This window comes from Sporolactobacillus sp. CQH2019, from assembly GCF_028765345.1.
Lineage (GTDB): Bacteria > Bacillota > Bacilli > Bacillales > Sporolactobacillaceae > Sporolactobacillus.
This window is the reverse complement of the sequence record NZ_JARAJZ010000009.1, coordinates 158,807-174,415: the sequence shown is the minus strand read 5'-3', so window position 1 is coordinate 174,415 and position 15,609 is coordinate 158,807. Positions and strand designations below refer to the sequence as shown.

Sequence of the window (15,609 nt, the reverse complement as noted above, 5' to 3'; positions counted from 1 at the left end):
ACAGGAGACGTATTTTTTAAAGAAGGATTGAGAGATTATACCGCCAACCTGTGGCGGACTTTCACCGCTTGGTTCTGTGCAGGTGCGCTAATAAAAGCCGGTCCATTGACCGCTGGGCATAAAAAATATCCCCATGCATCGCATGAGGGTGGAGAGGATCATTTATGATCTACCCGTCGTTGTGCTGATTGAAACAAAAAATTATCCCTGCAGCGAAGCGCAGGGATTTGGCTTAAGGAATAGAAGATGGGTTTGTGACAGTATGCGCATTATCAGCGGTTAGAATACTCTTTAATCCGTTCATTTATCCGGTCAGCCGCAATCGTTTTGTGACATTGAATCGGGTATACACGGCACTTGACATCAAACTTCATAGCTGAGCCCGTTCTTTTTTATCATTCGGATATGATGGTTGAATACAGCGTCCGTATTTTTTCCTCATGTCTAAGGCAAGGCGATGGATGGCTTCGTCAAATGTTCGCTATATAAAGATCCTTGAATTTCGTATTTGTGACGTTTATGATTTTCCTGCCGCCCCGCAGGACCAATTTTATCAGCGCAAAGAAGATGTACTCACGAATAATCTGCTTTTCTTCGTCGCGGTTGATTGTCCGTCAGCATAGGTCCCACTTCACGGATATTATACACGAGCATATGATCTTTTAATGCTAGAAAACAAAACGTATGTTCGATTAATATATGAAAAAAGTGCCTCTACAAAGAGGTACTTTTCATGACCGTAAAATGACCGGACGCTTTTAAATTGTCAGAACTACATGAGAATATATATTCTTATTTTTTGGTTCGATTTTTTTATCAATCATATCGCTGAGCGACACCGGTTAATTCATTGGGTTGGGCTATATCAAACATCCTGTATCCTTCCGGCCGCGGCATGGCTGCATCATCGCTTTTTCTGAAAAACGATTATCATTTGCAGAGAAGCGCTAAACTCCGGAAACGTCCGCTATGCTTCAGTCTGCCGAATCATTCGACCGTGCCTGCTCCGGTCTGACAAAGCTATTCCGTTTATAGATCCCGTCATTTTGTCTATTTGCTTCTTCCTTTTGGGCTGGCTTGGGAATCTTATCTCCTTCAATAAGCCGTTTCGGCTGACAGGGACCGTTTTAAATTTTTCCGAGCGGTGCCGGCTGTTATAAGAATTTCCGGGCAGTTGTGGTATACTGGCATAATCGGGAGTCGGAAAAAAGATCAGTATCAGGGAGTTTATTTATGCGCGATAAATTGATTGCGATTGTCGGCCCGACAGGAGTCGGCAAAACAAAGTTAAGCATTATAGCAGCAAAGCATTTTGACGGCGAAGTGATTAATGGGGATGCTTCACAGGTATACCGCGGGCTGGATATCGGTACGGCCAAGATCACTGCACAGGAAGCGGAGGGCGTGCCCCATCATCTGATCGATATATGCGATCCTGAAGAAGCGTATACAGCAGCGGACTTTCAGGGCGATGCGCGCCGGGCTATCGCTGAAATCTCAAGCCGCGGCAAGCTTCCGATCTTAGTAGGGGGAACTGGTTTCTATGTGAAAGCGGCGCTGTTTGATTACCGTTTTTCGTCGGTCGGAGCCAATCCGGCGTATCGGAAGAAAATGGAGGTTTTCGCGGAGCAGGCTGGAAGAGAAGCGCTGCATGAACGGCTTCGGGCAGTCGATCCGGACGCAGCCGTACGGATTCATCCCCATAACGTGGTGCGCGTGATAAGGGCTCTGGAAGTCTATCATGAAACAGGACGGACTTTCAGCGGCCGGCAGCAGGCAGTTTCCGAAAATGCGCTTTTCGACGCGGTTTTAATCGGGCTGACCATGGAGCGTGATCGGCTTTATCGGCGGATTAATCGGCGTGTCGATCGAATGATTGAAAACGGCCTGCTTGATGAAGTGCGCGGCCTTTATGAACGGCGTGCACTTCGGGAATCCAGGGCTCTTCAGGCGATCGGCTATAAGGAATTTTTCCCGTACTTTGAGGGGCGTATTTCTTTAGATGAGGCGATTGCGCGGCTGAAACAGAATTCGCGCCGCTATGCGAAGCGGCAATTTACCTGGTTCAGGGGACAGATGAACAGCATTCACTGGTTTGAACTGGACGGCTCTGTTTCGGGTTATTCGAACGCGGCCGATCAGGTTCTCAGTTTTGCTGAAAAAGGGCTGAAAAAATAGAAGCTGCCGGCGAAAACGATATAGACCCCCGAGCTAGAACTTCGCGAGTATTTAAAAAGTTATTTTTTTGTCATTTTATAAACGGCGGCTTCAGGATGCTTTGCAAATGATGGAAAATTAAAATATAATTAATATGAGATCTTTCTGTGGCTGGATTAGTTTTCTTCCTTCTCAGGGAAAAGATCATGCAAAAATAATTAATTATTGCAGGAAAGTTCACCATGGAGTCGAAATACCTTTACTAGAGAGAAAAGAGGAGGAATAAAATGAAGCAGTCGATTAATATCCAGGACACGTTTCTTAATCAATTACGTAAAGAAGGGACCTTTGTAACCGTTTTTCTTGTCAGCGGTTTTCAGCTGAAGGGCAAAGTAAAGGGTTTTGATAATTTTACAGTCCTTTTGGATAGCGATGGCAAGCAGCAATTAATTTTTAAACACGCCATTTCTACTTTTACTCCGTCAAAACCCGTGAATTGGACAAGTCAGGAAGAGTCTTAATAGATAACGGAGAGGCAGCGATCGGTGCTGCCTTTCTTGCTGCTTTTCGTACGTCCTTGTTTTTTTCCGCCTTCTGAATGCCATCCGTTCATCATAAAATGATTTAGCCCTCTTTTTCCCGGAATTAACTTCTGAGAAACGGGCGATTGTCACGGAGCAGTCACAACCGGCGTATACATAATCGAACGCAGGCATTAACGTCCGGACTTGCGCCGAAAAACAGCGAGGTGATCGGAATCGTGCGGGAGGCCTATACATTTACGCAGAAAAGCCAGATTAATGTCATATTCAATCAAAAAAATGAGAGAAATACTGTCGCGCCTTTTCCTATCGAAGAAAAGGTGAGCCATGCACCGCTTGAGAAGCTGGAAGAGAAACTGGACCGGCTCGTTGGCATGGATGAAGTGAAGCATATGGTAAAAGAGCTTTATGCGTGGCTTTACATCTACAGAAAGCGGGAAGAAGCGCAATTAAAAGTAGAGAAACAGTCTTTTCATATGCTTTTTAAAGGCAATCCGGGAACCGGGAAGACGACGGTCGCCAGGCTGCTCGGAGAATTGTTCAATGAAATGGGGATACTTTCTAAGGGCCAGCTGATTGAGGCGGAACGTGCGGATCTGGTCGGTGAATACATCGGACAGACCGCGCAGAAGACAAGGGAACTGGTCAGAAAGGCACTCGGGGGCGTCCTTTTCATTGATGAAGCTTATTCGCTGGCACGAGGCGGCGATAAGGATTTCGGAAAGGAAGCCATTGATACGCTCGTTAAACAGATGGAGGATCACAAAGACGAATTCGTTCTCATTCTGGCCGGCTATTCCGATGAAATGGATGATTTTCTGCAAATGAATCCGGGGCTGCCTTCCCGTTTTCCAATGATTTTTTCTTTTCCGGATTTCAGCGGCGGAGAGCTCCTGGCCATTTCTCTTCAGATGGTCGGGGAACGTGAATATCGGCTGACAGCGGAAGCACAGAAAAGGCTGTCCCGCCATCTGCATCAAAAAGTCAGCGATCATGAAAAACAGTTCAGCAACGGACGCTATATCCGCAATCTTGTCGAAAAGATGATCCGCCAGCAGGCTGTCCGTCTGGTCAGGGAAGGAAACTATGATCGGGAATCGCTTCTGACCATTCGGGCGTGCGATCTTGTCTTTGATGACGTGAGACCGGTTTCCGGAGCGGATGAAGCATAGAAAAGCATCTGGGAAGAGGTCGTTTATGGAAAATGTGATACTTGTCGGCTGCCAGCTGCCGCATCAGTCCGATGATCGGTTCGACTCATCGCTTCAGGAACTTGAGGCACTGGTGAAAACAGCCGGAGGCGAGGTCGTTGCTGTATCGACGCAAAAACGGCAGCAAATCGATTCCGCCACGTATATCGGAAAGGGGAAGCTTGAAGAAGTCGAAGCCCTGGAGAAGCAGCTTGGAGCGGATGCCGTCATTTTTAACGGTGAACTTTCTCCGGGGCAGCAGAGCAGGCTGAATACGTCGCTTTTTTCCAAGGTTCTGGACCGGACGCAGCTTATTCTCGATATCTTCGCGATGAGGGCGCGTTCACGTGAAGGGAAGCTCCAGGTAGAGCTGGCGCAGCTGAATTATCTGCTTCCCCGGCTCAGCGGCATGGGCGATTCCCTCTCACGGCTGGGGGGCGGGATCGGTACGCGCGGTCCGGGCGAGACAAAGCTCGAAACCGACCGGCGTTATATCAGAAACAGAATGAAGGACATCGGCAATCAGTTGAAGACGGTGGCGGGGCACCGGAAACGTTACCGCGACCGGCGTACGGCCAATGATCAATGCCTTGTGGTACTGGTCGGATACACAAACGCGGGTAAATCCACTCTGTTCAATCGGCTGACGTCCGCTCATACTTATGTCGAAAATCAATTGTTTGCGACCCTTGATCCTCTGACTCGAAAAATGAAACTTCCGAACGGATTGATTTGTCTGCTTTCCGATACGGTTGGATTTATCCAGGATCTTCCGACGCAACTTGTCGCCGCTTTTCGTTCAACACTTGAAGAGATAACCGGCGCCCGATTGATTATTCATGTTGTCGACGCTTCGGATCCCGATTTGATCGCACAGGAGCGGACAGTTGCTGCCTTAATGTCCGAACTGGGCGCCGATGATCTTCCGGTTTTGAAACTATATAATAAAAGGGATCTTTTACAAACCGCATTTATCGCGCCGAAGGAAGCGCTGCTTATATCCGCACGCAGCATTGAGGACGGCGATCGTGTGTTACAGGCCGTTCAAAATGAGCTGATCAAACAAATGGTGCCGTTCAAGTGCCGGATTCCGGCCGATGAAGGCAGGCTTCTGAATGAAATCATGACGCATGCGGTGCTTGAAAGAAGAACATTTATCGAGGAAGCGCAAAGTTATGAAGTTGAAGGCTTTGTTTTTCCTGAAACGCCGCTTGCTTCAAAATTGATCAAGCATGCGGTTTTAAAAGACGGGGAGTAATAGAATGTACGGTGAATTGACTTATGGAAAAGAGCTGCAGCGGCTTGTTGAAGTCGTCGACCGGCAGATTGAGGAGAAAACAGGAACGATTGACCGGATTGCTCAGGAGAACCAGTTTCGTGTGCTCTCCAGTTTCCGAAAAAATAAAATCAGCGATGCTCATTTCAGCGGGACAACCGGTTACGGCTATGATGATTTCGGCCGAGACGGCATTGAAGCGGTTTACGCGGATTGTTTCGGCGCCGAAGCGGGACTTGTCCGGATGCAGATGGTTTCCGGAACCCACGCCATTACAACGGCGCTTTTCGGCGTGCTCAGGCCCGGCGATGAACTCATGTACATTACCGGGAGCCCTTATGATACGCTTGAGAGCGTGATCGGTATTGCTGAAGGCGGGCACGGGTCACTGAAAGACTTCGGCATCGGCTATAGAATGATGCCGCTTAAAAACGGCTGTATTGACACGGAGGCTGTTAACCGCGCAATCGGGCCGAATACAAAAATGATTGCTGTTCAGCGTTCCTGCGGCTATGGTAATCGTCCGTCGCTTTCCGTTCATCAGATCGGTGAAGCCATTTCAGCCATCAAAAGCGTCCATCCGCGGATCATTGTATTTGTAGACAACTGTTACGGGGAGTTTACCGAAACCGTAGAGCCCTGTCATGTCGGAGCCGACCTGATGGCCGGTTCGCTGATTAAAAATCCGGGAGGAGGTCTTGCTAAAGTCGGCGGATACATAGTTGGACGTTCCAATCTTGTTTCCATGTGTGCGGAACGCCTGACCGCTCCGGGTCTGGGACGGGAAGTGGGCCCGACTCTCGGCGGTCTGGCCGATCAATATCAAGGCTTTTTCCTTGCGCCGCATACCGTCGCTCAGGCGCTGAAAGGGGCTGTTTTTACAGCGGCGCTTATGGAGCGGCTGGGGATGGAAACATCGCCTTCATGGGAGTCCGTAAGAACCGATCTGATTCAGAGCATTACTTTTCGCGATCCGGATCAGATGACCGCCTTCTGTCAGGCTGTGCAGATGGCCTCCCCGATTAATTCGCATGTCCTGCCCTTTGCCAGCCCGATGCCGGGGTACCGGAGCAAAGTAATTATGGCTGCCGGCACTTTTGTTCAGGGAGCAAGCCTTGAGCTGACGGCGGACGGTCCGCTTCGCCCCCCCTATAAGCTTTATGTTCAGGGAGGACTGACACTGGAACACGTTAAAGCTGCCATGATCATTGCCGTCAATCATCTTGCTGAAAAACAGCTGATTGATGTGGTACATGCCCAATTGTGACAAGTCTATTAAAAGTATGCCATTATCTGTTAGGTAAACTAACATTGTTTGACAACATTTGTGTCGAACGTTATAATGTCTTTAAGAAGGGGGCGTCAGGCGATATGGACAACAATGTACGCCGCTCAATGCCTTTGTTTTCAATGGGAATTGTTCAAAAACTGACAAGTTTAACCGCACGGCAGATCCGCTATTATGAGGAAAATGAATTGATCCATCCGGAGCGTACAGCGGGCAATCGTCGTGTTTTTTCATTTAATGATGTCGATCGGCTGCTGGATATTAAATCCCTTCTGGATGAAGGGGTCAATCTGGCCGGCATCCGTCGTGTTCTGAGCGAGAAACCTGTTGAGGCGAACCGTCCTGTTGAAGAGAAAAAAGAAATTTCGGATGCCGAACTCATGAAGTTTCTGAAAACGGAATTGGTCGGTGCCGGTAAATATGGCAAATCTTCGTTGATACAAGGGGAACTCTCACGGTTTTTCAAGTGAGGCGGTTTCCTGTGTATATAAATTTTTTTGAAAATAGAAACTTATTTTGGGGAGGATCTCGAATGGCAAAGTTTACGAAAGAGGACATCATTTCTAAGGTAAATGAAGCAAACGTCAAATTTATTCGTTTGCAGTTCACTGACTTGCTCGGAATCATTAAAAATGTGGAAATTCCGGTCAGCCAGCTGGAGAAAGCGCTGAACAACAAGATTATGTTCGACGGTTCTTCAATCGAGGGCTTTGTAAGGATTGAAGAATCCGACATGCTTTTGTATCCGGACTACGATAGCTTTGTCGTATTTCCCTGGACTGCAGAAAAGGGCAAGGTCGCCCGAATGATTTGTGATATCCATAAGCCGGATGGCACGCCATTCCCAGGGGATCCTCGCAGTGTGCTTAAGGTTCAGCTTGAAGAAATGAAGAAGCTCGGCTTCACGGCATTTAACATCGGCCCGGAACCTGAATTCTTCCTGTTCAAGATGGATGATGAAGGAAAGCCGACACTTGATCTGAATGACAACGGCGGTTATTTCGATCTGGCTCCGACGGATCTCGGCGAAAACTGTCGCCGCGATATTGTCCTGGAACTTGAAGACATGGGTTTTGAAATCGAAGCATCGCACCACGAAGTTGCTCCGGGTCAGCACGAAATCGACTTTAAGTATGCCGATGCGGTGACAACCTGCGACAACATTCAGACATTCAAGCTTGTCGTTAAAACAATTGCCCGTCAGCATAATCTGCATGCAACCTTCATGCCGAAGCCGTTGTTTGGCGTCAACGGCTCAGGCATGCATTCCAATATGTCCCTGTTCAAAGGCAAGGAAAATGCTTTTTATGATGAATCTTCCGAGGACGGGCTCAGTGAAACGGCCAAGGCCTTCATCGCCGGCGTTTTGAAACATGCCCGTGCATTTACAGCGATTACCAACCCGACCGTCAACTCGTACAAACGGCTGGTTCCCGGATATGAGGCACCGAGCTATGTGGCCTGGTCGCTGAGCAACCGCAGTGCGCTGATTCGTATTCCGGCTTCCCGCGGGCTGAGCACACGTATTGAAGTCAGAAGCGTCGATCCGGTTACGAATCCTTACCTCGGCATGGCTGCCATGCTTGCAGCCGGTCTCGATGGCGTCAAAGAAAAACTGACGCCCGCGGATCCGGTAGACCGCAGCATCTATGTCATGGACGATGAAGAACGTGAAAAACTCGGCATTCATGAACTTCCTTCCGATCTGAAAGAAGCATTGGCCATCTTTAATGCGGATTCGGTCATCACCGGGGCTCTCGGCGAGCACACCGTTTCCCGCTTCAATGATGCAAAAGAAATTGAGTGGGATATGTTTAGAACCCAAGTTCATCAGTGGGAACGCGATCAATATCTCGAACAGTATTAATCTGGCAGACTTGCCGAACCCCTTGGCACTATTGGTGCTGAGGGGTTTTCTCTTTGCCCCTTTTTTTGACCGCCGGTTTAAAATGCCGTATGTTTTTCAAATTTCGAGATACGATCTGTTTGAAGAATACTGCTTGTGTGCGTGTACACTTCGTCTGTGATCCGCTCATTCGCGTGCTCAAGGCCGTTCGGACACAGCTCCAGACTCGATCATCAGAGCTGCGCAGGTATGGCGTAGAGGGCGTACTGATTGAAATGGTGCCGGTTTTCCCAAACCATGCGTCGATGTCGGCGTGTGTACAGCGAAGTGCTGATTCACGCCTAAGTGGAAGGATCTTCGAAGATATTCAGAGAACGATGGTTATGTGTTTTTATGTCAGAGTTCTAGAGACGATATCTATGAAAAAGTGTTAGAAAATGGGGACGTTTTTCGAGTAAGGGTGTCAAAAGGGAGCGGTGAAATCGGCAAAGGGTTGTTCTCACGAATAGTAAAACAAGAACTTCATGTGAGTAAAGAATATTCCAATGAACGATCGAGTAAAAAAAACAAATAATTTGTAGGTAAGACAAGACCTCATTGTAGTCAATATGAGGTCTTTATTATTGTAAGTCTTTCTGTTGTCGACAAGTTTTTTTATTCGTGGCGCTTTTTTCTTCGCAGATCGTGACCAAGGGTCATCAATTATGTACTTTATCTCACAATAATGATAGATTAAGCACTTATGAGTTATTTTTCTTGAATTCTTGGATTAATAATTTGATCAGTTGTAAAATCAAATTAGCCAGCTGAGTTGGAGCAAAAAAACACCATAATAAATCTAGCGTCGGGAAGATCAGTTTTGGGAATAAACTTTTCCTGAGTCCCCGACCAGCCCAGCAGCATGCTATTGTGTGCCTGTGATATGAAGCGAAAAACTTTAGATCGCAGGCGGGCAGGAGTCATTGATCGTTTCTTCTGTCACCGCCAATCCTTTGAGGGACAGCCGAACTGAAAAAGTCGGTCTGCTGGCGGCCATGGACTGATTTTAAAGCCCAAAATAAAAACAGATGTAGAGGGAGTCTGCAGTGTCAATATATGAAAAGATTGATAAAACATACAAAAAAATATGGCTTGGCGAGCAAATAAAGGATGACTGGTTGTTACTGCAGACCATCCTTACTGGAATCTCGAGAAGAAAGTTTGCTGAAGGGCTTTCCATTCAGGATGATAAATTTAAAGTTCTTGATGTAGGCACAGGATTTGGAGCGTTATCTATTGACATTGCTAGTCAATATAGGCTCATTGTAGAAGCGATCGATATCGATGAATCAAAAATTCAAGTTGCCCAAAAAATCTATAATGAAATTAAGAGCGAAGAAGATTTTTTAGGGCAGATCAACTTCAAACAACAAAACGTTGAACATTTAGATTATCCTGATAATAGCTTTGATCTTGCCGTATCACGCTTTGTTTTTCAGCATTTAACTAACCCTGTCCAAGCGGCCAAAGAAATAAAACGTGTTCTTAAACAGGGGGGGACGGTTTGTATCATAGATGTGGATGATAGCTTTACTGTTGAGTATCCGGTCGACGAAAGTCAAGAAATCTTAAAAAAAGCATTAATGGAGTTGCAAGTTATTAATGGCGGTGATCGGCATATTGGGCGCAAGTTAGCTGGCTATCTTAATGAAGCCGGGCTTGAAATTCAATCCGTAAACATTGATACATATGCAGAATTTGTAAGAGATCCTTCGTTATTGTTACTCCAAAAATTATCTTTTGTAAAGAGATTTATGGCGATTGAAGAAGAAATCATAGAACACTCTTTGCTAACGGAAAAAGAATTTAATTATCATTTTGCAAACGCATATGACCATATTCAAAGAGTTAAATTTCTTAATGATTCAAGATTCATCGTTCGGGCCTTGAAACCATAGTCTGAAAACTAGGGTTTCGTTAACACTATTAGAACGCTGAAGTATCCAGATGGACAAAAACATACTAATTTTATTTGATGTACAGAATTAAAAAAATTTTATACAAGTATCTACTCAACTTTTGCGGCATATCTCCACATGGTCGAATGGTTCTAAGATCCACTGCTAAAATCGACAGATGACCTATTTTCTGATCGCATCCTTAGTTTTGAACAGGATTTCATGGCGAAAACTCAGAAGCTAAGTCAACTCAACTAAACGGCTGCTAATTATTGATAACGACCCCTGTTAGCAAGGAAATTCTGAAGAATCATAAATCTATTTTCTGCTTGGTAGCTGAAATTCTTATCTACAAACACTTGACTTACTTTCTTTAAAAGGATAATTTGAACAATATAGGGAATTGTTTTACTTTCAATTAGAGAAACGTTATTTTAATAGAATTGGAGATGTTTGTACATGAGCGTATCTGCAGTAAATGCACAAGTCAGTCAAACGAGCAGTTTGGCGAGTTCTCAAAATTCATCAAATGTCCCAACGACTATCACGTCGAGTGATCCTACGGTTTTGGCCAATCAGGAAAAGTTATTGACTAATCAGATGATGCAGTTGCAGAGCAAGAATGGCAGCTCACAACAGGTTCAAAGGATTCAGCAGGCGATACAAATGATCAAGAATAAATTGCAGCAACAGCAGCAATTAACTGGAGGTCAGCCCTCTCAAATTGCCAATAGTCAAAACATTTCACTTGATTTTACTGGAAGAATCGATATTAAAGCTTGACGATGAACAAAATGACCCATTCAGTTTCGTTTTTTGTATCATTTTATGACAGAGTTCCAATAACTAGAGTATTTCAGAAATTTAAGATGAAATACCAGAGTGCAAAATAAAAATCAGCATTGGATGTAGGGTACATCTAATGCTGATTTTTATTGTTTTTACTACGTGAATCGCCCCTAATTAGGATCCGCTGATTAATTTAAGTCTTGTCACACCGATTTTTGGCGCCTTTTTATAGATTCAGTAGATGGGAATTCACAAAGTGCCCTTTTTTTGATGACGTTCATTCAAATAACTCTTGATCATTTTTCGTCCGGCATATCTGGTCGTGCCGGTCATCAGCCGTTTAGGTCATGTAAAGCATCTGTTTCTGGATTCATGCCGGATAAACGATATCACCAGCACTCTTCTAATTTTATTCTTCTCAACTTTCTCATCTTAAGGGCTCTTACTTTGGTTCCTGATTGGAATCTTTATTACGTTTTATCTTGAAAAGGAATTTGATCAGGCCTACACCAAGCAGAATCACGCTGCTTATGCCGGAGCAGCAACTTTAAGGACCCTAGTGCCTTGGTGAAGGGAGATAGTTTTCATTAGAATCTTGCTTTATCGCGTTGCATTGATAAATAATGTTTAAAAAATAAAAGACTAATTGATCTAAATGGGTAGGAACGTTTGTTGTAAAGAGACATGAATTATTTTGACAGCTTTAGATGGTTAGATAGTTCCCAGAGAATACGTGAATGCGGAAGGCGTGCGTCCCCCGTCCCATGGAAAGTACAGAAGGTACGAAGAGCAGGCCCGGCTATCAAGCTGAGCCCTCAGTTAGCGGGAATGCTGTCAGCTGCTTCGAAGATAAAGTCAGTACATGAGCTGTAATTCCGTCTAGCTCAGTGGTTTTTACCTTACAGAGAAGGACGGTGAAGAGACGGAGGGATCGCCCGCCTTTTCAGTTTTCTTTCAGAAAAAGAAGATAAACTGTACTTTGATACTGGGATCATGAAACAGGGTTTAATATTTATTACGGTTTCCGGTAGGATAAAACACGAAGAATGCTCATAAATAGGACAATCGGGGGAGACATAGACATGAATGCTTTATCATGGATCATCAATGTTTTTTTACATATTGACCGGTTGCTTCTGACCATCGTCAATCAATACGGGNAGACATAGACATGAATGCTTTATCATGGATCATCAATGTTTTTTTACATATTGACCGGTTGCTTCTGACCATCGTCAATCAATACGGGGGATGGACGTACGGAATTATTTTTGTGATCATATTCATTGAGACGGGCCTGGTGATCTGTCCCTTTCTTCCCGGGGATTCTCTGCTGTTCGCTGCGGGTGCGATTGCCGCGCACAGCAGTTCAGGACTCAATCTTTTGCTGCTGATTCTTTTGATTATTTTCGCCGCCGTGCTTGGCGACACCGTCAATTACTGGATCGGACGCGAACTCGGCCTGACGCTGGAGAAACACCATCTTTTCCGTAAATTGATTAATCAGGACAAAATGGAAAAAGCCGAGCGCTTTTTTAATAAATACGGCGGTTTTGCCGTATTCCTCGGCCGGTTTATTCCGTTCATCCGTACATTCATTCCTTTTATCGCCGGAGGCAGCAGAATGAATTATCCGTTTTTCTTCTTTTATAATGTGCTGGGCGGCGCTGCCTGGACGCTGCTGGGGCTGCTGGCGGGCTTCTTTTTCGGGCAGATCCCGTTTATCAAGGCTCATTTTTCGATCATTGTGCTGCTGATTGTCTTCGTTTCTTTGATCCCCATTATACTGGTCTGGCTTAAAAGTCTTTTCAGCAGAAAGAATGAAGTGTAAGAAAGTGCCGCGATCGAAATGGGGAAAAAGCGAGATTTCTCTTGGAGCATCCTTTATTAAAAGATAAAGATACGAAATTTGAAAGTATCACAGAAGTATAACTGCGGTATCTTTTCTTTAGTACAAAAACATTTTAAGACGTATCATTTTGCTCATCACGAACATGGAAGGCATTTTAAGTTTGGACCAAGCACCAGAAGAGTTGCCAAGCTGTCCTCAAATAAGCCAATACAATATAAGTTCAGAAGTTATTTAGAGGGGAAGATGGAATGAAGAGGATAAGAGTTTCATTCATTCTGGCTTTGGTTGGCATCTTATTTGATATGATATTTGTGGACATGACTTATTGGAAAACTGGGATGCTTTGGTTCTGGGTCGGAGTGTTTCTTTCTTATGCCTGCTCGATAACAGCGATTGTTCTAACTTTTTTAAAGTATAAAGAAAATATTAGCGATTTAGATTTTGCTCTTCAACTGTTAAGTTTTATTTTCTCAACTTTTAACTTGTTTGGGACAACACTTGCAGTCATGGCAGAATTTTGGGGATTTTAAAATCAATAACTCAAAGTTTTAGAGTTGAACTCACAAAACAGAAAAAACATCTTGCTCATAGCTCAAGAAATTTATCTGCAAAATAGCGGCTCTTCCCGGATCGGGGCAGTATAATTCTTCAAATCACTAACGGAAAACGATCGAGAACCCGTTCTGAACTATCACGTTCCACTTATGCCTGGATAAGATGTCCCTTATCGTGCATATTTGATCATACGACTGAAGCAGTCCAAGAATTTTCGTATGTCGTCACTCCAAGGATAGCTTTGTCATAGGCATTCTTTCAGTTGTTTTTGATTAAGACCATGCTAACCATGAAGCATTTGATAAATAGTTAAATCGCTGATCTTCTATCTGCATTATAGCATAATTGCGTCTGCTCAATTGTAAATTTATGTTAAACTATGATTTACATTATGTTCATAAATCTGTTCCAATGCTCTAAGTATTATTGAGTACCAAAAGGGAGATGGAGTATTCAATGAATCCGTTTGATGTCGCTGTATTCCATGCAATTAACAACCTGTCAGGGCATATTTCTTGGGCAGATGCGATCCTATCTTTCGTTGCACAGTATGCGCTCGAAATTTATGGACTCTTTTTCATAGCTTTCTGGTTCTTTTTGCCCCGTTCAAAGATTGAAACACGCCATTCCTTAGTGCTGGCCGTTTTTTCAGGCGTACTTGCTCTTTTAATCAATGTGATTATCTCTCACATATGGGCGCGTCCGAGACCTTTCGTTACGTTGCCGCAAGGCACCTATCATCAGCTTATTCCTCATCCGGCTGATGCTTCTTTCCCAAGCGATCACGGGTCTGGCGGTACGGCGATCGCCTCTGCCACTTGGGGTAAAAGCAAATGGGTAAGTCGTATATTCACAATTTTTACGGCGATTATGCTGTTTTCCAGAATTTATACCGGCGTTCACTGGCCGACGGATATTCTGGCAAGCATCATTGTCGGACTTTTTTCGAGCTGGGTAATCCGCAAGTATTCACGGTTTTTCTATCCTGTTACAAAAACCATTGTTCGGATCTTACACCTTCAGCCCCGGCACAATAGAGAGGATCATGTCGGATCATTTAAACGACTGTGATAAGGCTTCAGAATAAAATCAAATAAAGATGATAATTGAGACTATCTGGAGTTATTGTGAAGGCAACTGTCCATCTTTTATCGCAGATTATGGGTTAATTGGAGTAAGATGAAATCAGATTTAGTCTTTAAACAGGCCACCGTTCCGTGATGGGAATCACCTTGAGGTCATCGCGTCCTGCCTGATTCCTCAAAAAGCGACAGGTGTCAAAACGAACCGCCGTGATGCTGTCCAGCCGGTTGGCTTTTTTCTGCGGCACGCCATTCGGGTCTATAGGATGAGAAGATTGGCTTTATCGGGAATGGCTGTTACGAGGAAGAAAAAACTTGATCTTTGATAAGTGAGTGCTTATAATACTTATATCGAAAGGTATAAAACAGAAAGGATAAGAAATGCGAGATGCGTACCACTAATCCGGCAACACTTGAAGCAATCCATCAGGCAATTTACGACTTGACGATGGAAGAAGGATTAAATGGCGTCGGCATTAATAAAATTGCGAAGCGAGCCAACGTCAGTCCTGCGACTATATATATCCATTATCGGGATAAAGAAGATTTATTAAGCAAAGTTTATCTGGAAGTCAAACAAATACTGAATGCAAATGTTAATAAAGCATTGTCAGCCGTTGTCGATAATTTTGATAAAGTAGCGGCATTGATTCGTTATTTCGCTAATCGGGCGCTACAATATCCAAAGGAAACGATGTTTTTACGGACGATCGAGATGAATTCGAAAGTCATTAGTGACGAAGCAAGACAACAAGGCCGTAAAATTGATGCTGCAATCGATGCACTTTTTAATGTACTAATAAACGATGGACGCGTGATCAAAGTCAATCCCGAAGTCATGTACGCTGTGATAACAACACCCATAGACACACTCATTGTCCAAGATATTGTGGGCTATCGGAAATTAGCAAAAGCTGACATTGAGGATACAGTCCTATTAACGCTTAACGCAATTCGTGCCTGAACATTAATTTTAACTATATTAAGCGAGCGCTCATTAATGCTGAGGCTTACATCCAAAATAAAGATCCGCAGAGCAGCAGATGTCGGTTAGGTTTTTATGAAAATCTTCATATACAAGAGTAAAAAGCAGAG

Annotated in this window: 13 protein-coding genes; all 13 read left to right on the top strand. The window is 44.4% G+C overall.

Annotation, left to right across the window (positions count from 1 at the left end):
- Positions 1-1,233 precede the first annotated feature (1,233 nt).
- Positions 1,234-2,178 carry a tRNA (adenosine(37)-N6)-dimethylallyltransferase MiaA gene (gene miaA / locus OYT88_RS14075; RefSeq protein WP_274400914.1) on the top strand — a complete coding sequence of 315 codons (945 nt, stop codon included), beginning with the start codon at positions 1,234-1,236 and terminating at the stop codon, positions 2,176-2,178.
- A 266-nt stretch (positions 2,179-2,444) separates the two neighbouring features.
- Positions 2,445-2,678 carry an RNA chaperone Hfq gene (hfq, locus tag OYT88_RS14070; RefSeq protein WP_188805127.1) on the top strand — a complete coding sequence of 78 codons (234 nt, stop codon included), beginning with the start codon at positions 2,445-2,447 and terminating at the stop codon, positions 2,676-2,678.
- Between the two features lie 239 nt (positions 2,679-2,917).
- Positions 2,918-3,871 (top strand): AAA family ATPase, encoded by a 954-nt coding sequence (locus tag OYT88_RS14065; protein WP_443029739.1) that lies wholly within the window; start codon positions 2,918-2,920, stop codon positions 3,869-3,871.
- Positions 3,872-3,896: 25 nt separating this feature from the next.
- Positions 3,897-5,147 (top strand): GTPase HflX, encoded by a 1,251-nt coding sequence (hflX, locus tag OYT88_RS14060; RefSeq protein WP_274400912.1) that lies wholly within the window; start codon positions 3,897-3,899, stop codon positions 5,145-5,147.
- Positions 5,148-5,151: 4 nt separating this feature from the next.
- The gene (locus OYT88_RS14055) at positions 5,152-6,432 is read left to right on the top strand and encodes a methionine gamma-lyase family protein (RefSeq protein WP_274400911.1); all 1,281 of its coding nucleotides are present in this window, start codon (positions 5,152-5,154) and stop codon (positions 6,430-6,432) included.
- Positions 6,433-6,536: 104 nt separating this feature from the next.
- Entirely contained in the window at positions 6,537-6,923 is a 387-nt protein-coding gene (locus OYT88_RS14050; RefSeq protein WP_274400910.1) for a MerR family transcriptional regulator, read from the top strand.
- Positions 6,924-6,985: 62 nt separating this feature from the next.
- Complete coding sequence (gene glnA, locus OYT88_RS14045; protein WP_274400908.1) at positions 6,986-8,320, top strand: type I glutamate--ammonia ligase; 1,335 nt, start codon at positions 6,986-6,988, stop codon at positions 8,318-8,320.
- Positions 8,321-9,384: 1,064 nt separating this feature from the next.
- Positions 9,385-10,236: a methyltransferase domain-containing protein gene (locus tag OYT88_RS14040; protein ID WP_274400907.1), complete on the top strand. Its 852-nt coding sequence runs from the start codon at positions 9,385-9,387 to the stop codon at positions 10,234-10,236.
- A gap of 459 nt (positions 10,237-10,695) precedes the next feature.
- Positions 10,696-11,019: a hypothetical protein gene (locus tag OYT88_RS14035; RefSeq protein WP_274400905.1), complete on the top strand. Its 324-nt coding sequence runs from the start codon at positions 10,696-10,698 to the stop codon at positions 11,017-11,019.
- 1,177 nt (positions 11,020-12,196) lie between these two features.
- Positions 12,197-12,856 (top strand): VTT domain-containing protein, encoded by a 660-nt coding sequence (locus OYT88_RS14030; protein ID WP_274400904.1) that lies wholly within the window; start codon positions 12,197-12,199, stop codon positions 12,854-12,856.
- Between the two features lie 269 nt (positions 12,857-13,125).
- The gene (locus OYT88_RS14025) at positions 13,126-13,407 is read left to right on the top strand and encodes a hypothetical protein (protein ID WP_274400903.1); all 282 of its coding nucleotides are present in this window, start codon (positions 13,126-13,128) and stop codon (positions 13,405-13,407) included.
- 481 nt (positions 13,408-13,888) lie between these two features.
- Positions 13,889-14,503 (top strand): phosphatase PAP2 family protein, encoded by a 615-nt coding sequence (locus OYT88_RS14020; protein WP_274400901.1) that lies wholly within the window; start codon positions 13,889-13,891, stop codon positions 14,501-14,503.
- Positions 14,504-14,902: 399 nt separating this feature from the next.
- The gene (locus OYT88_RS14015) at positions 14,903-15,478 is read left to right on the top strand and encodes a TetR/AcrR family transcriptional regulator (protein WP_274400899.1); all 576 of its coding nucleotides are present in this window, start codon (positions 14,903-14,905) and stop codon (positions 15,476-15,478) included.
- Positions 15,479-15,609: the final 131 nt, after the last annotated feature.